Here is a 21,775-nt window from a genome sequence, read left to right as displayed (position 1 = left end):
CTCGTATTAGCGTGCACGCATGACTGCACCCAAGATCGAGGTCGACTACACCGTTCTGGACTGCCCGGACCCGGCTGCACTCGCCGGGTTCTACGCGAAGGTTCTCGGATGGAAGCCTACGAGTGACGACGGCGACTGGGTCGTGATTCAGGGACCGGGGGAACTTCGCCTCGCGTTCCAACGAGCCCCCGAGTTCACACCGATCGACTGGCCGTCCGACGGCATCAAGATCCACCTGGATTTCGTCGTCGACGACATGAAGGAAGCCGAGGACTACGTTCTCGAAATCGGCGCGACGAAGATCGAGGGCAACGAGAACCACCCCGGCTTCGCCGTGTTCCGGGATCCTGTCGGCCATCTGTTCTGCCTGTGCCGCAGAGGGTGACTACTATTCGCGCATGAGTTCCTTCCTGGTACAACGCACTACGGTGATCAACGCGTCGCCGGACAAGATCCACCCGTTGATCAACGACTTCCGTGAGTGGCGTACCTGGTCACCGTGGGAAGGCGCCGATCCTGATCTGTCACGGACCTACACGGGTCCGAGCAGTGGCGTCGGCGCCTCCTACGCCTGGTCCGGCAACCGCAAGGCAGGAGCGGGATCGATGACGATCACGGATTCGAAGCCGGGGCAGATCGTCGTCCTCGACCTGGTGTTCACCAAACCCTTCAAGGCGAAGAACGTCACCACGTTCACCATCGACCCGGGCGCGAACGGATCCGAGATCACCTGGTCCATGACCGGCGAGAACAACCTCTTCTTCACTCTTCTCGGGAAGATCTTCCCGATGGACAAGGTCGTGGGGAAGGACTTCGACAAGGGTCTGGCTCAGCTCAAAGCACGGGCGGAAGGTCAGGCGACCAGTTCGTGACTGCGGGGTGACCGATGATCGGCGTGCACCTGCAGCCACTGCGCGAGTAGCTGGCAGCCGGTGATGCCGCTTCCGTCGACATCTGCGGCGTCGAGCGGTTCGGTCGCGTACGCGATGTGGCGGTCGCCCGACGGATTGGTCACCGACCAACGACGCCACGCCAGGGTCTTCGGAAGGTACCCCGAAAGTTCCCGCAGGGCGACGCGTACGCGTCGGGCATCCTTTCTCCATTGCCGCGGCGAGAAGCCGGTCTTCGACGCGTTCTGAAAACCGTTGGTGCGGATGAGATGCCACACCTGTCGAAGCCACAACCGGGTCGTGCGGAACGACATCCACCTCGTGAGATCGGCGATGTCGCGGATGTAGCTGTCCTCGCTGGCGTTGCAGATCATGTCGTGTGGGTGCCCGATCCACATCGTCTCGACCTCGGCCGGTACGTTCGGGCCGACGCCCGCGACTCCGCGACCGGTACAACCGTCGACGGCACCCGCGGGTTGCTGAGGATCGGAGATCAGCCCCGCTGCCGTCACCGTGGGCAGGTGGATCGCCCCGGAAGCCATCTGTCCCAGAACTTCGCGGATGACCGAGCAGCCCTGCGAGTAGCCGATCAGTGCGACCGGGCCTGGGGTCGCTTCGACGGCAGCGATGAGTCGGCGGACTCCCAGTGCGGTGCTGTGCCGATAGCTCAGCCCACCGACCGCGACGGGACCGTACGACGCCGGGTATCCCACCCATCGGCAGGCGAACCGATCGTCCAGCGCGCCGGTGACGTGGCCGAGCAGTCCCGTGACGAAAGTACGGTGGTCGTCCGGTCGGGACTCTCCGGTTCCACCTACGGCGAGAACGGTCAGCTGGGTCATGTCCTCGACTATGACGCGGCATTCTGTGAAATCTCTGGGAAGACGACCGCTACCGGGCGCAGCTCCGGCGAAGCGCGGTCGAGACCTCGTCGATCGCGCGGTCCAGGAACGAGCAGTAGACGTCGGGATCCGGCATCGCCGACGCCGCCGATGTCACGCTGACGGTCACGGCGTCGCCGATGCCGTGGACTCCGTGCGTGAGGCCCATGATCGGAGACAGCGCGGGGAAGCCGGCGGTGAAACGAACCGGTCCGCCACCGACCTCGAGGTCCGCGGCACCACGCGCGACGCTCGACAGGACCGTGTTTCCGGTGACCGTGTCCGGAACGGCGGTGGCGTCGAACTGGCGGACACCCCAGTGCAGCAGTACAGCGGGAACGGCTTCGGATGCGAGCGACTGAGCCTCGGCTGCGGGATGGGCTGCGCGGCGACGACGAGCCTGCAGTGACTCGGAGATGGCGTGCGCTCGGGCGGCGAGATCGGTGATGTCGGGGCGTAGGTCCACTCCGGCATTGCCGAAGTGGTTGCGCGCCCGGCGTTCACCGTGCTTGCCTAGTGTCGCCTCGGCACCGAGCTCGGGAGGTACCGGGTCTCCGTGGTGTGCGAGATAGCGTTCCAGGGCGAGTGATATCGCGGTTGCGGCACCGACCGTGACGCTGATGCCCGGGGCGGTGAAATCGCTGCGATCACGAACGAGGCATCGCACGGACGTGCGGCCCGCCGGTGCGACGTTGACTCGGATCCTGGGCCTACCCGGCGCAGGAGCGGGGACGGTTCCCGCGGCGGTGTCGGCTGCCAGCTGTCGTTCGAGATCGTGTGCGCGAGTGGCTCTTCGGAAGAATTCGCGCGGGCCGATTCGGGTCCGGTCGGCGATGGGGGCCGGCGCGGACCGGTCGTCCCCGAAGAGTCTTCGGGCCAGGCTCGACGCGACACGGCCGTCGCCGAACGCATGTGAGATCTGCAGTATCGCAACGAGTGCCGGGCCGTCGCACCGCGGGGCGCCGGTGACGCCACCGACAAGGTGCAGACGCCAGACGGATCCGTGGGGGTCGAGCTGATCGGTGAATGCCTCGGCAACGGTGTCGAGGCAGTCCCTCCACGTGCGGCCGGTCTCCCGGATGTGTACGAGGTCCGTTGTGTCGGGTGCCCGACGAAGACTCGGATAGCGAAGCGAGAGTGGGAAATCGACGATCCGCATACCGAGGTCGCTGATCTGTTCCGCGCGGCGCAGCAGTTCTTCACGGACGGACTCCGCAGGCGAGTCGGTGTCGAAGCAGTACAACAGAAATTGATCGTTGGGAATCTTCGCGGACATCCAGTACGTCTGGGCATCGGTGGGGTGCAGACGAACGGTCACCTGCCGAGACCAGCTGCGGCAGGTGACCGGTGCGTGGACGACGTGAGAGACGTCAGGCTACGTTCACCAGACCGACCGTCGGGAAGAAGAAGCAGCTCTTGTCGCTACCGTCGACTGCCTTGTGGTTCACGGTGCCGAAGACCGCGGCGAGTACGGTGCCGGCGCCGGTCTCGACCGGGACGGCCCGCGCGCCTGCAGCGGGCAGCACGGCGAGTGCGTCGGTCAGTGGTCCGCGAACCAATTCCTTGACGGCCGGGTTGACGTCGAGGTTGTCCAGAATCGACTGCACCAGCGTCGATGTCGCGCCGCCGAAGTCCGCGAAGCCGCCCTTCAGGGTATTGACGTTGAACCACGCCACCTGCATGCCGCTCTTGTCGCCGGAATCGTCGACGATGCCGGCCGGAACGAATGCGAACAGTGTCTCTCCGGCCTCGGCCGCATTGAGTGCCGGCAACGGGACGGGCGAGGGGATGGTCAGGTTGGGCCACGGGCCTGCGGCCCCGCCGGCCACACCGGGCACGATGCCGAGCGGTGCGCCGGGCGCGGCGGCGCAGTTGATTGCAGCCGTCGGGTAGAAGAACGGCGTGATGCCGACTTCAGTCAGAATGCCGTTCACCGTGTCGAGTGCAGCGAGCGGATTGGCGCCGGTCGGTTCGGCTACCTCCGTGCGAGTCGCCGCGATGGCGTCGGCAGCAGCCTGGGACACGGCATCGAGAGCTGCGGGTGCAGGCGACGCGGGGCCGGGATCGGCCGCCGCGGTCGCGGGAACCGCGAGTAGAGCCGCGCACGACAATGCGACGGTTCCCGCTAAACGGCTGAGACGACGAGACATATGTGACTCCTGGGACTCATGAGGTCAAAGTTACGAATGGGGTGATGGGACCACAATTCTTACGAAGTTCTCAAGCCCAGGAGTTCACGGTTATGCAATTGCAACGTCCGCCTACGCGGAGTTCGGTGCGTCAGCTTGCGTCGATTCCGTAGTCACGCACAATGCCGGCGAGGCCGGAGGCATAACCCTGGCCGATAGCTCGGAACTTCCATTCCTGGCCGCGGCGGTAGAGCTCGCCGAACACCATCGCGGTCTCGGTGGAGGCGTCTTCGGTCAGGTCGAATCGCGCGAGTTCACGACCGTCGGCCCGGTCCACGACACGAATGAATGCATTGATGACCTGGCCGAAACTCTGCCCCAACGCGTCGGCGTCGTGGATGGATACCGGAAAGACGATGGAATCGATCTGCGGGGACAGTGCGACGAGGTCGATGTCGATCGACTCGTCGTCGCCCTCACCTTCACCGGTGCGGTTGTCGCCGGTGTGCTCGATGGCGCCGTCGGGGGAACGGAGATTGTTGTAGAAGACGAAGAACTGATCGCCCGCAGACTTCTTGTCCGCGCCGAGTCCGATGGCGCTGGCGTCGAGGTCGAAATCCCCGCCCGTCGTGCTGCGCACATCCCAGCCCAATCCGATGGTCACGGCAGTCAGGTTCGGGGCTTCCTTCGACAGCGATACGTTTCCGCCCTTGGCCAGGGTGACGCCCATTCACTTACTCCTTCATTCGTAGATGAATTGCCTGCTCTCCACAGTAGGTGGTGAAGAGAGGGGAGGGTGTGACTAGCGATGCTGGAGTGATTGTGGTCAAATACCGAAACCGAAAAAGTTATCAGGGCGGCCGGCGTGCGCGTCGGCGACACGCCGAGCGAAACTATCGATCTGGGGACTTACGTGCACGTATCGCGTCGAGACTTGTTCAAGTACGCCGCTGTGGGATCGGCGGCTGCCGTCGGTCTGGCCGCAGTGTCCACCCAGGCGGCACGCGCCGACGGGCTGGGGACGTTGATCGATTACTCGGGCGGGGTTCCGTCGCCGGAATCCATCCGCGCTGCCGGGCACGTGGGCGCGATCAGATACGTGTCGGACCGTAGGCCGGGAGCCGAATGGATGCTCGGCAAGCCCATGAAGCGTGACGAGGCGGACGCCCTCACCGAGGCAGGCCTCGAAGTGGTGTCCAACTACCAGTTCGGCAAGGGCGAAACCTCGGACTGGAAGGGCGGATTCGCGGCCGGCGTCAAGCATGCGAAGCGCGGCCTCGAACTGCACCGAGCAGCAGGGGGACCGGAGAATCGCCCGATCTACGTCTCCATCGACGACAACCCCACCGCGGTGCAGTTCGCGACCCTGATCGCGCCGTACATCCTGGGCTGGGAATCGATCGTCGGCCCGGAGAACACCGGCATCTACGCCAATTCACCCACGATCGAACTGGCGTCCATCGCCGGGCTCGGTCAGTGGTACTGGCAGCACAACTGGGGCACTCCGAAAGGATTCCGCCACCCGGCTGCGCATTTGCATCAGGTTCAGATCGACAAAGCGAAAATCGACGGAATCGGCATCGACCTGAATGTAATTCTGAAGCCCGATTACGGCCAGTGGTCGTTGGCCTGAACCGGAAAGAATTCCGCAATGAATCTCATCGATGTCATTTATTCGATCGCGGCGTATTTCTATCAGCTTTTCTCGGATTCGCTCGGCTCCTGATTCGCTGTCGTTCTTCCGAACAGCAGAATCAACGACACGACGGCCAATGCTGCGACCGCCGCAGAGAACACGACACCTGCGGTGACCAGACCCCACGCCGTCGCTGCAGCACCTGCGCCGATGACGGGGACAGAAATGGCGATGTAGAGGACGACGAACAGCGTCGACGTCACCTCGGCGCGGCGGTCCGGGGGTAGTTCCTCGGTCACCGACGCCAATCCCTTGCTGAACGTGATGCCCTGACCGATGCCGCACACCACCGCGGCGACCAACAGTACGGGCAGGGATGCGGTGGCCAGAGCCAGGCACAGAGCGCCGACGCCGACGCCGACGATCAGCGTGACGCACCCACCGCGTAGTGCGACGGTGGTGTCGAGACCGCGCAGGGCGATCTGCGCGGCCGCCGACGACGCGAACGTCACGAAGACGACGGCGCCGACGACAGCGTGGTTCTGCACTCCCAGAATCTGCGTGACGAAGCCGGGGGAGACGCCCGTGAACAGCCCGAGAACGGCGAAGCCGGCGAACCCACCGATCGATGCCCGGACGAACGTGGCCCGGACCGGGCCGGGCACGGACAATCTCTGCATGTGCGGACGCGCTCCGGGCAGCACGGTCACCGGCTCCGGAACCAGGAACACGGCGACGCCTGCGACCGCCAGCAGGACGAGGTTCACGACGAACGTCAGCTGCGTCGGCTCGGGGAGGTACTCGACCAGCAGTCCCGCCACGAGCGGTCCGAGCCCGAGTCCGCCGATGTTCGCTGCCGTGGCTATCGCGGGAGCCCGGGACTTCCACGTCGAGGCGCTCGAACCCTCAGGCCCCGGACGTGGAGCGGGAGCCAGTTCCACCAGGGTGACCGTGGCCGTTCCGACGAAGATGCCCGCGGACAGGCCGGACAGGACACGTCCGACGAGAAGGGCAGCGAGAGACCCGGCGAAGACGAACACCAGTGCGCTGGCGATGCCGAGCGCAATGCCTGCAAGCAGGAGCGGGCGCCTACCCAGCGAATCGGACCAACGTCCGAACGCCAGGAGGGCGGCCAGGACGCCGAGCGCGTACGCCGCGAAGATCACGGTCACGACGAACACCGAGAACCCGAACTCGGCCTGGTACAGCGAGTACACCGGGGTGGGCATCGTCGTGCCCATCATCGCGATCGTGAACGCATAGGTGATCGCTACGAATGCAACAGGTTTGCTCACCAGCAAACCTTAGTGGGCAATGCCGGCCAGGGAACGACCAGGCTCGGTCGATCAGGGAACGAACACGGTCCCGATTGTCGGCAGGAATCCGCACGTGCGTGCCGGAGCGGCCGGATCTTCCTTGGACTGCGTCGTGATGGAACCCGAGACGACGGCGAGCACGCGGCCGGGACCGGTGTCGGCGATAGCCGAGACGGTGGCCGGTCCGTCCGGGTTGATGTTCGATGCCCCGGTGAGTTCCGTGGTGCCTGTTCGACGGTTGTCGAGGTTGAGCCACGTGACCGTCAGCGGAGCTTCCTGGACCTGCGCGATGGGCGCGGTGCCGAGCGCGGTGAAGACGAAACCTGCCTGGCCGGCGGGCGGACCGGGAGGGGGCAGCGTTGCCGGGCCGGGTACTGCGAGTGCTGTGCCGACCGAGTCCGCGCTGTCGGAGATGCATCCCTTACCGATGGTGGGGTACAGGAACTGCGCGATGACCGGACCGTCCGCGGGAGGAAGCTCCGGGCCACCGCCGCCGGAACCGTCGAGGAACGTGATGACCCGCTCGAGGGTGGACTTGACCTGATCCGGCAGAGCCGAGTTCTCGAGGAGCGCGCGCGCCTGGGCGAGAAGATCCGCCTGGGGTGCGGCGGCGACATCCGTCGGACCGGCTGCAGCGCCGAGAATGGCCGGCGCGAACGAGGCGAGAGCTTCGATCTGTGCGTAATCGGGAAGCGGCTGATCCGGAGTAGGGAGGAAGAAGGGAGGTACCTGCGTCCCGGGAGTCGGGGACTCGGGAGCGGCGGGGGCCTGCAGTGCAGGTTCGGCCGATGCGGTGGCCGGCACTGCCAGCGCGGCAGCGATTGTCACAGCCACTGCGGTGACGGTCCTGCGCGTTACCCCGTTACGAAGCACTTGATTTCCCCATCCTCATCGAAAGCGGGCCGTGGAACTGTTGCTGGCTCGAGGGGTCACTCTATGTATACGGCCCATCGTTGTACAGCCGATGCCGATGCCAGACTGCCACCGTAGATTAGCCTGTTACAGAAGTGAATAGTGTTACTGGTGATGAAACTGTTATTTGTGACAACCCAACACGAGGCCGCGGAATTGTTGTGAACGGCTGTTTCGGAACCGGATCCGGCGCCCTATAGGCTCAGGCGTCAATCGCGGTCGAATCGAACGGGAGCAGTTACTTCAGTGAACCCCCCGCCCCGTCTGTCGATCCTCCGGCTCGCACCTCTCCTGCTGGCTGTGTCGGTGATCGCGCGTCTCGTCTGGGCGTTCGCAACCGAGAACGGCATGAACCTCGTCGACCTGCACGTCTACGTCGACGGATCCGCGGCGCTGCTGCGGGACGACCTCTACGACTTCACGTATTCCGAAGAGACTCCGGACTTTCCGCTTCCGTTCACGTATCCGCCGTTCGCGGCACTCGTGTTCTTCCCGCTGCACTACCTGCCCTTCACGTTCGTCGGCGTGTGCTGGCAGCTCGCGACGATGGCCGCACTGTTCCTGCTGATCAAGCTCGCACTCGAGATGATCCTCGGCGACGACGCGGCAACCGTGCGACCCGCCATGGCGTGGACCGCGCTGGCTCTGTGGACCGAACCGGTACGCACCACGCTCGACTACGGGCAGGTCAACGTCTTCCTCGCCCTGGGGGCCGTGCTCGCGGTACGCAGCTCCAGATGGTGGGTCGCAGGCGGCATCGTCGGTTTCGTCGCCGGCATCAAGCTGACGCCCGCGATCACCGGACTGTTCTTCCTCGCCACCCGACGATGGAAGGCCGCTGCATTCTCGGCCGTCGCGTTCGGGGCGACTGTCGCCGTCAGTTACGCGGTCCTCGGACACCAGGCGGGCACGTACTTCACGACTCTGCTGGGCGACGCCGACCGCATCGGTCCCGTCGGATCGGTGTGGAACCAGTCGCTCCGAGGGGCGATGAGCCGCATCGCGGGATACGACGTCGAATCGTCCGTCGCCTGGATCGCCGGCGTACTGGTGATCGCTGCCCTCGCGGTCGCTGCGTGGCGGGCGCTGCCCCCCGGTGACCTCCTCGGCACGCTGATCATCGTCCAACTGCTCGGGCTCGCCGTCTCGCCCATCTCCTGGTCCCATCACTGGGTCTGGGTCATGCCGATGCTCGTGTGGTTGCTGCACGGCCCCGACCGCCGACGAATCGGAACCCGCATCGTCGCCGGATACTGGCTGCTCACGACGCTCGTCGGAGTGCCGTGGATACTCAGCTTCTTTCAGGAATCGATCTGGCTGGTCTCCCGGCCCGGAGTGCTCGCCTGGTTCGGTGCCGTCGACATCGTCGGAATCGTGCTTGTCTACGGCTGGGTCGTCTACCTCGGTCGAGATCGCCTGCGCGAGCAGTTGCTCAGTCTTCGGGCAGCAAGGCGTCGATCCGATGCGCCAGATCCACATCCTTCTGCGTGAGCCCGCCCGCCGAATGCGTCGACAGAGCGAACGTCAGCTTGCGCCATCGAATGTCGATGTCCGGGTGATGGTCGGCGGCCTCCGCGGCAGCCGCCACACTGGAGACGAACTCGATCGCGGACGGGAAGGTCGGAAGTTCGACGGTGCGGACGATCGACGAGTCCACCCGTCGCCACTGGGGGAGGGCGCGAAGGGCGTCGTCGACATCGGAATCGGAGAGTAGGTCGTCCATGACTGACGATGGTGGCACGAAGAGACGTCTCGTGGTGGCAGGAGCGATCGTCTCCGACGGATTGTTGCTGCTCGCGCAGCGCTCGCGGCCCGCCGAACTCGCCGGCCTGTGGGAGCTTCCCGGCGGGAAAGTGGAGCCGGGCGAAACCCCCGAGGCGGCGTTGGCGCGCGAGCTGCGTGAGGAACTGGGCGTCGAGACCGCCGTCGGCCATGCGTTGACCGGTGATGTCGGTCTGGCCGAAGGCCGTGTGCTCCGCGCCTACCGCGTCGAGTTGATCTCCGGTAACCCGGTACCGCTCGATCACTCCGCGCTTCGCTGGGTGGATGCGTCGGCGCTGTCCACAATGGACCTCGTCGACGCCGATCGCGCCTGGGTCCCCGAATTGAGTGCCTTTCTCAGGCAGCCCGAGCCTTCTTGAGGCCCTTCTTCAAGTCCTTGCCGGTGGCGCCAGCATCTTCGAGTTTCTTCATACGCATGATGACGACGGGGCACTTCAAGCACCGTGTTTTCTTGCGGCAACACTTCTTCTTGGGCTTCAGACCCGAGATGTCCTTGGCCTTGACCTTGCCCATTTTGGTGGCTCCGCTTTGCTCGACTCGAAGGTGAATTCCTACCCAACAGTACTGCGTGGTGCAGGTCACCCTGTGCGAGCGGGTAAACTCGATCGGTCGCGAGAACCTCGCGGTGCAGCGCGCTTCTCTAGCGACATAAGCCCGCTAGCGAACAAGAGCCCGCATTCGACCCAGGAGAATTTTTCGCGTGAGCGCCCCAAGCAGTGCAGACAACATCGACAGCACCACAACCTTCCGCAACGTAGCCATCGTTGCACACGTCGACCACGGCAAGACCACGCTGGTCGACGCCATGCTGCGGCAGTCGGGAGCGTTCGAGGAACGCGCCGAACTCGTGGACCGAGTCATGGACTCCGGTGACCTCGAGAAGGAAAAAGGCATCACCATCCTGGCGAAGAACACCGCCGTTCACCGCCACAACCCGGACGGCACCATCACCGTCATCAACGTCATCGACACCCCCGGCCACGCCGACTTCGGTGGAGAGGTCGAACGCGGCCTCTCGATGGTCGACGGCGTCGTCCTGCTCGTCGACGCGTCCGAAGGCCCATTGCCGCAGACGCGCTTCGTGCTCCGCAAGGCGCTCGCCGCGTCGCTGCCCGTCATCCTGGTCGTGAACAAGACCGACCGTCCCGACGCGCGCATCGAAGAGGTCGTCTCCGAGAGCCACGACCTGCTGCTGGATCTGGCGTCGGACCTCGACGACGAAGCGTCCGAGGCAGCCGAGCTCGCCCTCGACCTTCCCGTTCTGTACGCCTCCGGCCGTGAGGGCAAGGCATCGAAGGTGCAGCCCGAGAACGGCAGCGCACCGGACGCCGAGAACCTCGACGAACTGTTCGACGTCCTCCTCAACTACGTTCCCGCGCCCAAGGGCAACGTCGACGCGCCGCTCCAGGCGCACGTCACCAACCTCGACGCGTCGGCCTTCCTCGGCCGCCTCGCGCTCGTCCGTATCCACAACGGCACGCTCAGCAAGGGCCAGACCGTCAGCTGGATGCGTGAAGTCGACGGCGAGCCCGTCGTCCAGAAGACCAAGGTCACCGAGCTGCTCAACACCATCGGTGTCGAGCGCGTCCCCGGCGAGAAGGGTGTCGCGGGCGACATCGTCGCTGTGGCCGGTTTCCCGGACATCATGATCGGTGACACCCTGGCCGACCTGGAAAACCCGGTCGCCCTGCCCCGCATCACCGTCGACCAGCCGGCCATCTCGGTCACTATCGGCACCAATACGAGCCCGCTCGTGGGACGCGTCAGCGGCCACAAGCTCACCGCTCGCATGGTCAAGAGCCGTCTGGATTCCGAGCTCGTCGGCAACGTCTCGCTCAAGGTCCTCGACATCGGTCGTCCCGACGCCTGGGAGGTGCAGGGTCGTGGTGAGCTCGCCCTCGCCATCCTCGTCGAGCAGATGCGCCGCGAAGGCTTCGAACTGACCGTCGGCAAGCCCCAGGTGGTCACCCGCCAGGTCGACGGCAAGATCCACGAGCCCTTCGAGGAGCTCACCATCGACACCCCCGAGGAATTCCTCGGCAGCGTCACCCAGCTCCTCGCGGCACGCAAGGGCAAGATGGTGCAGATGACGAACCACGGCGCAGGCTGGGTTCGGATGGAGTTCATCGTCCCGTCGCGAGGCCTGATCGGTTTCCGCACCGACTTCCTCACCGACACCCGCGGCACCGGTATCGCCAACGCCGTCTTCCACGGCTACGCACCGTGGGCAGGCGAGATCCGTGCACGCCACACCGGCTCGCTCGTCTCGGACCGCAGCGGAAGCGTCACCCCGTTCGCCATGATTCAGCTGGCCGACCGCGGAACGTTCTTCGTCGAGCCCGGCGCGGACACCTACGAGGGCATGGTCGTGGGTATCAACCCGCGTCAGGAAGACCTCGACATCAACGTGACCCGCGAGAAGAAGCTGACCAACATGCGTCAGTCCTCCGCCGACGTCATGGAGACCCTGGCCAAGCCGAAGAAGCTGGACCTGGAAATGGCCATGGAGTTCTGTGCAGGCGACGAGTGCGTCGAGGTGACCCCCGAGGTCGTTCGCGTCCGCAAGGTGCACCTCGACTCCAACGAGCGCGCTCGCGAGCGTTCGCGTAGCAAGTCCCGCGACAAGGCTGCTCTGTAATAAGCCTGTTTCGGTAAATTCTGGGCTGATGTCTCCGGTTCGAGCGTGGTGACCCTGCAGAGGGCCATCACGCTCGTGACAGGAGTGGAGCTCGAGGAGTGGACAGGTGCTGTGACGACGAAGGAGCGGCCATAGTGCGGCGGACGAAGAGTGGCATTGCAGTCGCAGCCATTGCACTGGCGTTGGCAGCCTGCACGGCCAATCCGCCGCCTCCCGTCGAGAGCGAACCCACCCCCGAGACCACGACGACCACTCCGGCGCCGACCGAAACCGGCGATCGGGTGGTCGTGGCCATCGACGACGTGGGGATCGGTTTCAATCCCCACCTGCTCTCGGATCAGTCGCCGGCAAATTCTGCTGTCAGTTCCCTCGTCCTACCGAGCCCCTTTCGTCCGATCGCCGATCCGAACGATCCGGCGAGCACCGTCTGGGCTCTGGACTCGACTGTCCTCGTGTCGGCCGAGGTGACGTCGCAGAACCCGTTCACGGTCAGATACCAGCTGCGCAACGACGCACAGTGGTCCGACAGTGCGCCGATCGCCGCCGAGGACTTCAGATACCTGTGGCAGCAGATGATCTCGCAGCCAGGCGTCGTCGATCCCGCTGGATACGCGCTGATCGAGGACGTCGCCTCGTCCGGTGGAGGCAAGACCGTCGACGTCACCCTGTCTCAGCCGTACCCGAACTGGCAGCGACTGTTCACCGACCTGCTGCCGAGTCATCTGCTCAAGGACTCGCCCGGCGGCTTCGAGACCGGCCTCAGCGACAACGTTCCCGTCTCTGGCAGTCAGTTCAACATCAAGTCCATCGACCGTGGGCGCGACGAAATCCTGCTCGAGCGCAACGACCGCTATTGGGGTGAGCCCGCCCTGCCGTTCCAGATTCTGCTTCGCCGGGGCGGAACTCCGGCTCAGCTCGCGGATTCGCTGCGTTCGGGCGACGCACAAGCTGCGCAGGTCCGAGCAGGAACGGCTACGGAAGCGCAACTGTCGGCAATCCCCGGTATTCGCACCGGCATTCGGTTCCAACCCCGCGTTCTGGATCTGACGCTGAACGGGCGCACGCCCGTGCTGGCCGACCCGGTCGTGCGGCGAGGGATGCTGGGTCTGCTCGACTCCTCGCTGTTGTCCACCGTCGCAGCAGGATCCGGATCTGCCGATCATCCTGCCCGTGCGCATCTGACCTCTCCGTCGGACACGCGCTACGACGCCACCGCGCCGGCTCCGATCACTCGCGAGGCCGCGGTGACGCTGCTGGAACAGGCCGGGTACGTTCCTTTGGCCGACGGGTCTTTCGGAAAAGCCGGTGTGCCTCTCGATTTCGTGATCGGTGCCGTGGAGAACGACACGGTGTCGATCGCCGTCGCGAACACCGCGGCGGACCAGCTGTCCGGCGCAGGAATCAAGGCAACGGTCACTGCGCTGCCTGCGGAGGAGTTGTACAGCACCGCTCTGACCGACAGCGAGGTCGACGCGATCGTCGGGTGGTCCGCGGCCGGAGTGGATCCGGCAACCGTCATGGCGTCTCGATTCGGTTGCCCGGCAACGCAGACCGACGCGCCCGCGCAAGTGGAGACCGAGGGCGACGACGCGCCTCTGCCGTCACCGAGCAATCTGTCCGGGCTGTGTGTGCCGGAGCTCGAAGGCTCGGTGGACCGCGCGCTTCGAGGGGAACTACCGGTTGACCGCCTCGTCGCCGAAGCCGAGCCGAAGCTCTGGGAGTTGGCCGCGGTGCTCCCGATCATGCAGGATTCTTCCGTCGTCGCAGCGGGCACCGGCGTGGAAGGTGCGTCGTTGACCGGTCCCATCGAAACGGGGATCTTCGGCGACGCATCGAAATGGGTGAGGACACCGACCAAGTGAAACTGCTACTCGTTCACGCACATCCGGACGACGAGACCATCACCACCGGAGGCACCATCGCGCGTTACGCGCGAGCAGGCGTGGAAGTGACGGTCCTGACGTGCTCGCTCGGCGAGGAGGGCGAGGTCATCGGAGACACGTGGGCACACCTCGTGGTCGACGAAGCGAACCAGCTCGGTGGATACCGCATCCTCGAATTGGAAAGGGCGCTGGCAGTTCTCGGTGCACAGCCTCCGAGATTCCTCGGTGGAGCAGGGAAATACCGCGACTCGGGAATGGCCGGAACGGCGGCGGCGGCCAATCCGCGGGCGTTCGTCAACGCGAATCGAGACGAGGCGCTCGAAGCGATGCTGTCGGTGGTACGCAGTGTGCAGCCGGACGTGATCGTCGGCTACGACCCGGAGGGCGGCTACGGTCACCCGGATCACCAGCAGGTGCATTCTCTGGTGACGGAAGCGTTCGACCTGGCGGGAACGGACCACTATCCGGACGCGGGTGCGCCCTGCACGCCGAGGAAGTTCTACTGGACCGTCACCGGCGAGAAGCAGCTGCACGACGGTATCGACGCGATCGGCGAGGTGCCCGACGGTTGGAGGATGCCGGAGGACGGTGAACTCCCCTCGGTTCCGGAGAGTGTCGTGACGACGTCGATCGATGTGCGTGAGGTCTTCGACCTCAAGCGTGATGCCCTGCGTGCCCACGCCACTCAGGTGACCGTGGCGCCGTCGGGTGTCGAGTACGCGCTGTCCAACAACATCGTGCAACCCATCCTCGCCGACGAGCAGTACGTGCTGGTCCGCGGCGAGCCGGCGGACCTCGATTCGTCGGGTAGGGAAACGGATCTGTTCGCCGGCGTACTAGGATATGGCGTGAATCACTAATTTGATTGCATCTGGGGTGGGTCACACATGTACAACTGGATCGTGCAGGACGCCATAGTCGCGTTCGTCAACTCGCTCATGCCGGACTTTCCGCGGCAGGAAATGCTCTACCAGCAGGGACTGACCGATATCGCGTCGGCGCTGAGCAACCTACTGACCTCGTTGGGATACCCGCCGGTCTCCTGATCGATCTCGATACGTCAGTATTGGACGCATGATCTCGAAGGCCGCATCCAATGCTGTCGTCCTCGTGTCGAGGGCAACTCTCGCAGTACTGATCTTCGACGGTTTTCTGTGCGGCGTTCTGTCGATCCTGTTTCTTCCCACCTACCTCGGCTCGGTGCCGTTCCCGGTGAGTGCGCTCCTTGCCGGGGCTGCGAACGTTGCGTTGCTGTTCGCGGCCCGCAAGGTCGCCGAGGAACCGGTTGCCGTCGCGTCGCCGCTGATCGCGTGGTTCGTGGCCGTCCTGCTGTGCATGTTCGGTGGCCCCGGCGGAGACGTCCTGCTCCTGGCGGACTGGCGCACGGCGGTACTGCTTCTCGGCGGACTCGTTCCACCGGGTGTCCTGCTGTTCAGCTGGAGGCTGCAACGCCTCACAGCAGCCCCGCATGCTCACCCGCATCCCGGAGCACATTCTCGATCATCGTCGGGGTCAGCCTCCCGGTGAACGTGTTCTGCTGGCTGACGTGGTAGCTGCCGAACAAGCGGACGCCGTCGAGTTGGACGTGCACGCCGTGCCCGAACTTCGGCCGCGGTCGCGGGACTTCCCACCCGTTTCGTTCGAGCATCGGCAACAGTGATTGCCAGCCGAAGCCGCCGAGGACGACGATCGATCGCAGTGTCGGCTTCAGCAGGCGCAGTTCGATATCGAGCCACTTCTGGCACCGGTCACGCTCGGTGACCGTCGGCTTGTTGTCCGGGGGAGCACAGTGCACGGGAGCCGTGATCCGTACACCTCGTAGCTCGAGGCCGTCACCGATATGGGTCGACGTGGGCTGGTTGGCCAGCCCGACGGCGTGCAGCGCCGCATAGAGAAAATCTCCGCTTCGGTCGCCGGTGAACATGCGCCCGGTGCGATTGGCTCCGTGAGCTGCGGGCGCGAGCCCGACTATCAGAACGCGTGCATCCGCCGGCCCGAATCCAGGGACCGCTCTGCCCCAGTAGGTTTCGTCGCGGAACGCCGCCCGCTTCTCGACGGCCACCTTTTCACGCCAGTTCACCAGGCGTCGGCAGGCCCTGCACTGCGATACCGCCGCGTCGAGCTGAGGAATGTCTCGTGGGGTCATCGAGCCCACTTGTCACCGGCTCCCGGAGTCACCGCCTCGACGAGTGACCACGCCTGGTCGACGGGTACGTCGAGGATTTCGTAGTGCCCGACACCTGCGGGAGTCGCGGCGACGATGGTCGCGACCCCGGCGCGGCGCTGGAAGAAGCTCTGGCGCACGGTCCACCCGATGATTCCTGCAGCCTCGAGGCTGTGGCGCTTGCGATCCAGCGAACCGTGCTGCGTGATCAGCCAACCCGGTAGAACGGCGTGGCCGAGACCCCGACAGCGGTCCCAGGCAACCAGGAGTGCGCCGACGAACAGAACGGCCAGTGCGGCCCAGACGAGGATGGGGATCGGTGCACCTGCGTACTCCGCGACGCCGACGCCTGCTGCGACGACGGCGACAGGTAGCACCGCCCGTGTGTAACGCCGACGCTGTGCAGCCGGGCCGTGCACCACCAAAGGTTTTCTGGCGTCCCCGTGAAGTCCCGCGTCACCGAGGACGACGGTCATCATTCGTCTGGCTTCGACAGCGGGAGCCTGGGGGAGCAGCAGTGACGACTCCTTCTTCTCCGCACTGACACCGGTCATGATGGCGTCGAGCTTCGCGCCTTTCGCGACCCGCAGCAGCAGCGGCTCGGACAGTGACGTCCCGCGCAGACGTTTACGGTCCAGTGTCGTCGACCGGGTCCTCAGCAGTCCGTGTGCGACGTGCAGTCGAGTGCCGTCGTCGGTGACCGTCAGGTTGCCGTACGCGATCAGGTAGCGGACGCAGGCGAACACGCTCGCTATCGCCAGCAGGACGAGGAGTCCGACCACGATCACCACTGCGATCCCGAATCGCTCGGCGGAGTCGATGCTGTCGGTGACGACCGAGGACTCGGTGATCGTTTCCGCGAATCCGTACTGGAACAGGACACCGATCGCTGCGGCGATGGTGACGACGCCGGTGAACGAGAACGGTGCATAGCGCACCCACGACGTCCGCCAGTGCGCGATCTCGTTCTCTGCCGGTGGCGCTTCGTTCGGAGAGTCCGGTCGTCTCGTGACTCGCTCGAGCAGCTCTTCGCGCAGGGCAGGTACGACCTTCGAGTCGAGTGCGTTCAGCTCGAACTTCTCACCCTTGCCCGCCTGCTGACCCGTGCCGATGCGCAGGATCGACAGACCGAGCACGCGGTGGAGCACACCGGCCTCGATGTCCACGGACCGAATGCGGCTGCGCGGCACCGACAGGAGCTTCTTCTGAAAAACGCCGGTACGCAGCTGCACGTGCACCGGGCCGATTCGGTAACTCGTGGTGAACCAGCGCAGAATCGCGAACACGACGACCACCGCGACGATGATCAAGCCCCACAGATGATTGCCGCTCTGACTACCGACGATGAACGACACCAGCAGGACCGGCAGAACCTTCACTGCCTCGTTGACCGGATGCACCAGCAGCATCCGCTTGTCGAGCCGCAACCACGGTTGCTGCTCTTCCTCGGCGAGAAGTTCGTTGCTCATGTGGCGTCGCCCAACGTCCGTCCCGCGATGTCGGTCAGCTGTGCGACGGTCTTGTCTGCAACCTCCTTGTCGAGGGCCGTGATCTTGACAGCACCCGCGGAGGACGCCGTCGTCACCGTCACCGTGGACAACCCGAGCAGGCGATCGATCGGACCACGCTCGGTGTCCACTGTCTGCACCCGGCTGATCGGGGCGACACGTCGCTCCTGGTTGAACCACCCCGTGCGGGTGTAGACCGCGGTGTCGCTGATCTCCCAGCGGTGCACTCGATACCGCCAGATCGGCGTCACCACGATGTCCAGTACCGCGAGCACAACCGACACCCCGAACACCGTGACGTGCGGCCACGTCGTCCACGTATCAACGACCACCGCCCACACGACCTGTGCGACGAACACCGGAATCCAGATCAACGTCGCATTGATCGCCCACAACTGCTTGGCACGGGGACTCGGACGCCACGCCGGGTCGGTCATCGTGATCATGCCTACAGACCCTATCCGCACACCCTGGCCGCGCGGGTTGTAGCGGGAGCGCGGGTTGCAACCTGCGCGGTGGAACGGAACGTGCGCGGGGAGTGCGGTGACGAGGGATGTTGCGCCGAGCACGTTTGCAGCGGGAAACCCCTGCAGGGTGATCCGGTCGTTGTCGTGACGATTCACCCGCGAAGCGGTCCCGGTGGCACGTCCGTGTGTCGGAGGAGCATGATCGACTGGTGACCATGTTGCCCGATCCCGTTTCCGTGCCGTCCGCAACAGAGAAAGCTTCCGCAGCCGAGAAAGCTCCTGCACCGTCCGCTATGCGTCGGGTGCTCCGGCGCGCGCGTGACGGTGTCAGCCTGAACGTCGACGAAGCCACTGTGCTGCTGCATGCTCGCGGTGACGACTTGGTGGACCTGATGGCGTCGGCGTCTCGGGTTCGCGACGCCGGTCTTCTTGCGGCCGGGCGGGAAGCCACCGTCAGTTATTCGCGCAAGGTGTTCGTGCCGATCACGCGGTTGTGCCGGGACAAGTGCCATTACTGCACGTTCGTGACGGTCCCGGGAAAGCTGAAGGCAGAAGGCCACGGGCTGTTCATGGATCCCGACGAGATCGTCGAGGTCGCTCGGCAGGGTGCGGCATTGGGCTGCAAGGAGGCGTTGTTCACGCTCGGTGATCGTCCCGAGGAGCGGTGGCCGGAGGCGAAGGAATGGCTCGATTCGCGTGGCTACGACTCGACGTTGGATTACGTGCGTGCCATGGCGATCAAGGTGCTCGAGGAGACCGGTCTTCTGCCGCACCTGAATCCGGGTGTGATGTCGTGGCAGGAACTCTCGCGTCTCAAGCCTGTCGCGCCGTCGATGGGCATGATGCTCGAGACCACGTCCCGTCGGTTGTTCGAGGAGAAGGGGCAGGCGCATTACGGCAGCCCTGACAAGGATCCCGAGGTGCGCTTGCGCACGCTGACCGACGCGGGCCGGTTGAACATTCCGTTCACCACGGGAATCCTCGTGGGTATCGGCGAGACCATCCGTGACCGCGCGGAGTCGATCATGGCAATCCGTAAGGTGCACAAGGCGTTCGGGCATGTGCAGGAAATCATCGTGCAGAACTTCCTCGCCAAGCCGGACACCGCGATGCGCCAGGCGCCGAATGCCGGCATGGAAGAGTTCCTCGCGACCATCGCGGTGACCCGGATCCTGCTGGGGCCGGCCATGCGAATTCAGGCTCCGCCCAACCTCGTCGAGGCAGCGGAGACGGCTGCGTTGCTGGGCGCGGGCGTCGACGACTGGGGCGGTGTGTCACCGTTGACGCCGGACCACGTCAATCCCGAGCGGCCGTGGCCGAATCTGGACACCCTCGCCGAGCTGAGCCAGGCCGCGGGATACACCCTCGTCGAGCGGACCGCGGCGCAGCCGCAGTACATCCTCGCCGGCGCGCCCTGGATCGATCCGAGGATCTCCGCGCACGTCAAGGCGCTGGCCGACCCCGAGACCGGGATGGCGCGCGAAGGCGTCATCCCGGAAGGGCAGCCGTGGCAGGAGCCGGACGAGGAGTGGGAATCGTCGGGACGCGTCGACCTGAACACCGAGATCGACACCGAAGGCCGAAACACCGACACTCGAAGCGATCTCGCGAACGCGTTCGGTGACTGGGAGTCGATCCGTGAGCAGGTTCGTGACCTGGCGGGCCTCGAGCGGGTCGACCGAGACCTGGTGTCGGCGTTGAATGCGGCGGAGAAAGACCCGGCAGGGCTGTCGGACGAGCAGTATCTCGCGTTGGCGACGGCCGAGGGCCCTGGCATGGATGCCGTTGCGGCGTTGGCCGACGATCTGCGCAAGCAGGTCAACGGAGACACCGTCACCTACGTCGTCAACCGGAACATCAACTTCACCAACATCTGCTACACCGGTTGCCGATTCTGCGCGTTCGCGCAACGTAAGGGCGACGCCGACGCCTTCACGCTGTCGACGTCCGAAGTCGCCGATCGTGCATGGGAGGCGCACGTCGCGGGGGCGAGCGAGGTGTGCATGCAGGGCGGCATCGATCCGGAGTTGCCGGTCACCGGCTACGCGGATCTGGTGCGTGCGGTGAAGGAGCGGGTGCCGTCGATGCATGTGCACGCGTTCTCTCCGATGGAAATCGTCAACGGGGCCTCGCGCGGCGGTCAATCGATCCGTGAGTGGCTGACGGAACTCCGGGCGGCAGGCCTGGACACCATCCCCGGCACCGCCGCCGAGATTCTCGACGACGAGGTCCGCTGGGTGTTGACCAAGGGCAAGTTGCCTGCAGCCGAGTGGATCGAGGTCGTCACCACCGCCCACGAAGTGGGACTGCGCTCGAGCTCGACGATGATGTACGGGCACGTGGACAACCCGTCGCACTGGGTCGGACACATGAACGTGCTCAAGAAGATTCAAGACAAGACCGGGGGATTCACGGAATTCGTGCCGCTGCCGTTCGTGCACCAGTCCTCGCCGTTGTACTTGGCGGGTGCGTCGCGTCCCGGCCCGACAAATCGGGACAACCGCGCTGTTCATGCGTTGGCGCGCATCATGCTGCACGGACGGATCGACTCCATCCAGACGTCCTGGGTCAAGCTCGGTATCACGGGAACTCAGGTGATGCTGAACGGCGGAGCGAACGACCTCGGCGGAACGCTGATGGAGGAGACCATCTCGCGGATGGCGGGCAGCCAGAACGGGTCGGAGAAGACCGTCGCCGAGTTGCACGAGATCGCTAACGGCATCGGGCGCCAGGCACGCGAGCGCACGACGACCTACGAACTCGTCGACCGTGTCCCTGCCGTGGAGCTGGTCTGACATGGAGGATCGCACCGTAGCGGCGGCTCTGGGGCGCGCCGTCGCCATCATCGACCCCGTACTCGACCTGCTGGCCCAACGGGACCCGGTGGGACTCAAAGGCAGAACGTTCAGGACATCGACGGACACCGACACGGCGCTCGACAAGGTTCTGGACACACTGGCGTCGGCGCTCGATGCGACCGACTTTCCGGGGACCAAGGGGTGGGAGGCTCTCGACGAGGACGCGCGATCGCAGTGGTGGGTGGCGCGCATCGGCGCGTTGAACACCGTCGCGGTCGCGTTCCCCGGAGTGTTCGGCGTTCTCGTCAACCGGCTTCCGCTGCAGGACCTGCTCGGTTTCGCCAACCAGGCGATGGTCCTGGTCGCGGTGGCGCGCGAGAGCGGCGTCACCGACCGAGCGGATCACGTCCGGATGCTCGCGTCGGTGCTGTGCGAACGTGAGATCGATCTCTCCGCCCCCGAACCCGAGCGTCCTGCCACACCGAGAGGTCGCGGTCCTTTCGCGTTGTTGCGCGGAATGTGGGACGTGGCGAACGTGCTGCGCGATGTGTCGGGCGAGCTGGCGAAACGCCCACGTAGCCGGGGTGTGCTCCGGGTGCTCTCCGCCATCCCGGTCGTCGGGGGCGTCGCCGGATACCTGGGAGAACGTGGTGCCCTGTCCCGGGCTGCGGAACAGGGGAGGCAGTGGATCCGTGCGCACCGGAACGACGCGAGCCACGTAGGCTCGAAAGTGACTGTGCGTAAGTGAGGACACCCTGCGCTGGTTGTCGG

The 21,775-nt window shown here is 65.2% G+C and carries 23 protein-coding genes; 12 read left to right on the top strand and 11 right to left on the bottom strand.

Going from position 1 to position 21,775, the window contains the following annotated elements:
• Positions 1-19 precede the first annotated feature (19 nt).
• Complete coding sequence (locus CH290_RS29530) at positions 20-385, top strand: VOC family protein (RefSeq protein ID WP_019665439.1); 366 nt, start codon at positions 20-22, stop codon at positions 383-385.
• A 13-nt stretch (positions 386-398) separates the two neighbouring features.
• Positions 399-872, top strand: coding sequence for an SRPBCC family protein (locus CH290_RS29525; protein ID WP_026347847.1), 474 nt, complete (start codon positions 399-401; stop codon positions 870-872).
• On the opposite strand, the gene CH290_RS29520 is transcribed toward CH290_RS29525, so the two are convergent.
• From CH290_RS29520 to CH290_RS29505, 4 genes are all read right to left on the bottom strand, one after another.
• Complete coding sequence (locus CH290_RS29520; RefSeq protein WP_033188040.1) at positions 854-1,732, bottom strand: PE-PPE domain-containing protein; 879 nt, start codon at positions 1,730-1,732, stop codon at positions 854-856. The two genes, CH290_RS29525 and CH290_RS29520, sit on opposite strands and share 19 nt — an antisense overlap.
• Positions 1,733-1,781: 49 nt before the next feature.
• Positions 1,782-3,089: a WS/DGAT domain-containing protein gene (locus CH290_RS29515; RefSeq protein ID WP_033188041.1), complete on the bottom strand. Its 1,308-nt coding sequence runs from the start codon at positions 3,087-3,089 to the stop codon at positions 1,782-1,784.
• A gap of 52 nt (positions 3,090-3,141) precedes the next feature.
• Entirely contained in the window at positions 3,142-3,921 is a 780-nt protein-coding gene (locus CH290_RS29510) for a hypothetical protein (protein ID WP_019665435.1), read from the bottom strand.
• 130 nt (positions 3,922-4,051) lie between these two features.
• A complete protein-coding gene (locus CH290_RS29505) occupies positions 4,052-4,630 on the bottom strand; it encodes a TerD family protein (RefSeq protein WP_033188042.1) in 579 nt (192 codons plus the stop codon).
• Positions 4,631-4,765: 135 nt separating this feature from the next.
• Here CH290_RS29505 and CH290_RS29500 point away from each other — a divergent pair, with 135 nt between their 5' ends.
• Positions 4,766-5,533, top strand: a complete 768-nt coding sequence (locus tag CH290_RS29500) for a DUF1906 domain-containing protein (protein WP_033188043.1) — start codon at positions 4,766-4,768, stop codon at positions 5,531-5,533.
• Between the two features lie 62 nt (positions 5,534-5,595).
• Here CH290_RS29500 and CH290_RS29495 read toward each other — a convergent pair whose 3' ends face one another.
• Together CH290_RS29495 and CH290_RS29490 are read right to left on the bottom strand one after the other, a co-directional pair.
• Positions 5,596-6,831, bottom strand: a complete 1,236-nt coding sequence (locus CH290_RS29495; protein ID WP_033188044.1) for an MFS transporter — start codon at positions 6,829-6,831, stop codon at positions 5,596-5,598.
• Between the two features lie 51 nt (positions 6,832-6,882).
• Positions 6,883-7,725 (bottom strand): Rv1157c family protein, encoded by an 843-nt coding sequence (locus CH290_RS29490; protein ID WP_026347845.1) that lies wholly within the window; start codon positions 7,723-7,725, stop codon positions 6,883-6,885.
• 285 nt (positions 7,726-8,010) lie between these two features.
• On the opposite strand from CH290_RS29490, the gene CH290_RS29485 reads away from it, so the two are divergent.
• Positions 8,011-9,255 carry a mannosyltransferase gene (locus tag CH290_RS29485; protein WP_019665430.1) on the top strand — a complete coding sequence of 415 codons (1,245 nt, stop codon included), beginning with the start codon at positions 8,011-8,013 and terminating at the stop codon, positions 9,253-9,255.
• On the opposite strand, the gene CH290_RS29480 is transcribed toward CH290_RS29485, so the two are convergent.
• Positions 9,197-9,487 (bottom strand): 4a-hydroxytetrahydrobiopterin dehydratase, encoded by a 291-nt coding sequence (locus CH290_RS29480; protein WP_019665429.1) that lies wholly within the window; start codon positions 9,485-9,487, stop codon positions 9,197-9,199. The two genes, CH290_RS29485 and CH290_RS29480, sit on opposite strands and share 59 nt — an antisense overlap.
• On the opposite strand from CH290_RS29480, the gene CH290_RS29475 reads away from it, so the two are divergent.
• A complete protein-coding gene (locus CH290_RS29475) occupies positions 9,486-9,905 on the top strand; it encodes a (deoxy)nucleoside triphosphate pyrophosphohydrolase (RefSeq protein WP_019665428.1) in 420 nt (139 codons plus the stop codon). The two genes, CH290_RS29480 and CH290_RS29475, sit on opposite strands and share 2 nt — an antisense overlap.
• Here the strand turns inward: CH290_RS29475 and CH290_RS30495 are convergent.
• Positions 9,883-10,059, bottom strand: coding sequence for a hypothetical protein (locus CH290_RS30495; RefSeq protein ID WP_019665427.1), 177 nt, complete (start codon positions 10,057-10,059; stop codon positions 9,883-9,885). The genes CH290_RS29475 and CH290_RS30495 overlap by 23 nt on opposite strands.
• 187 nt (positions 10,060-10,246) lie before the next feature.
• Between CH290_RS30495 and typA the strand changes: the two genes are divergently transcribed.
• The 5 genes from typA (at position 10,247) to CH290_RS29450 (ending at position 15,594) form a co-directional block, all read left to right on the top strand.
• Positions 10,247-12,184, top strand: coding sequence for a translational GTPase TypA (gene typA, locus CH290_RS29465; RefSeq protein ID WP_020112613.1), 1,938 nt, complete (start codon positions 10,247-10,249; stop codon positions 12,182-12,184).
• A 134-nt stretch (positions 12,185-12,318) separates the two neighbouring features.
• Complete coding sequence (locus CH290_RS29460; RefSeq protein ID WP_033188045.1) at positions 12,319-14,046, top strand: ABC transporter family substrate-binding protein; 1,728 nt, start codon at positions 12,319-12,321, stop codon at positions 14,044-14,046.
• Positions 14,022-14,927 carry an N-acetyl-1-D-myo-inositol-2-amino-2-deoxy-alpha-D-glucopyranoside deacetylase gene (gene mshB / locus CH290_RS29455; RefSeq protein ID WP_033188046.1) on the top strand — a complete coding sequence of 302 codons (906 nt, stop codon included), beginning with the start codon at positions 14,022-14,024 and terminating at the stop codon, positions 14,925-14,927. Before CH290_RS29460 ends, mshB begins: the two co-directional genes overlap by 25 nt.
• Positions 14,928-14,954: 27 nt before the next feature.
• The gene (locus tag CH290_RS30490; protein ID WP_019665422.1) at positions 14,955-15,113 is read left to right on the top strand and encodes a hypothetical protein; all 159 of its coding nucleotides are present in this window, start codon (positions 14,955-14,957) and stop codon (positions 15,111-15,113) included.
• A gap of 28 nt (positions 15,114-15,141) precedes the next feature.
• Complete coding sequence (locus tag CH290_RS29450; RefSeq protein WP_019665421.1) at positions 15,142-15,594, top strand: hypothetical protein; 453 nt, start codon at positions 15,142-15,144, stop codon at positions 15,592-15,594.
• On the opposite strand, the gene CH290_RS29445 is transcribed toward CH290_RS29450, so the two are convergent.
• The 3 genes from CH290_RS29445 to CH290_RS29435 are packed head-to-tail and all read right to left on the bottom strand — an operon-like array spanning position 15,521 to position 18,185.
• A complete protein-coding gene (locus tag CH290_RS29445) occupies positions 15,521-16,213 on the bottom strand; it encodes a uracil-DNA glycosylase (RefSeq protein ID WP_170947449.1) in 693 nt (230 codons plus the stop codon). The genes CH290_RS29450 and CH290_RS29445 overlap by 74 nt on opposite strands.
• Entirely contained in the window at positions 16,210-17,700 is a 1,491-nt protein-coding gene (locus CH290_RS29440) for a PH domain-containing protein (RefSeq protein ID WP_020112611.1), read from the bottom strand. The genes CH290_RS29445 and CH290_RS29440 overlap by 4 nt, the downstream gene beginning before the upstream one ends.
• The gene (locus CH290_RS29435; protein ID WP_019665418.1) at positions 17,697-18,185 is read right to left on the bottom strand and encodes a PH domain-containing protein; all 489 of its coding nucleotides are present in this window, start codon (positions 18,183-18,185) and stop codon (positions 17,697-17,699) included. Before CH290_RS29435 ends, CH290_RS29440 begins: the two co-directional genes overlap by 4 nt.
• A 236-nt stretch (positions 18,186-18,421) precedes the next feature.
• Here CH290_RS29435 and CH290_RS29430 point away from each other — a divergent pair, with 236 nt between their 5' ends.
• Both CH290_RS29430 and CH290_RS29425 read left to right on the top strand, forming a co-directional pair.
• Positions 18,422-21,001: a bifunctional FO biosynthesis protein CofGH gene (locus tag CH290_RS29430; protein WP_051104911.1), complete on the top strand. Its 2,580-nt coding sequence runs from the start codon at positions 18,422-18,424 to the stop codon at positions 20,999-21,001.
• 1 nt (position 21,002) lies between these two features.
• Positions 21,003-21,752, top strand: a complete 750-nt coding sequence (locus CH290_RS29425; protein ID WP_020112609.1) for a hypothetical protein — start codon at positions 21,003-21,005, stop codon at positions 21,750-21,752.
• The last annotated feature ends 23 nt before the right edge of the window (positions 21,753-21,775 follow it).

The organism is Rhodococcus sp. 06-156-4, from assembly GCF_002259345.1.
Lineage (GTDB): Bacteria > Actinomycetota > Actinomycetes > Mycobacteriales > Mycobacteriaceae > Rhodococcoides > Rhodococcoides fascians_E.
This window is presented reverse-complemented; position numbering and strand designations above follow the sequence as displayed.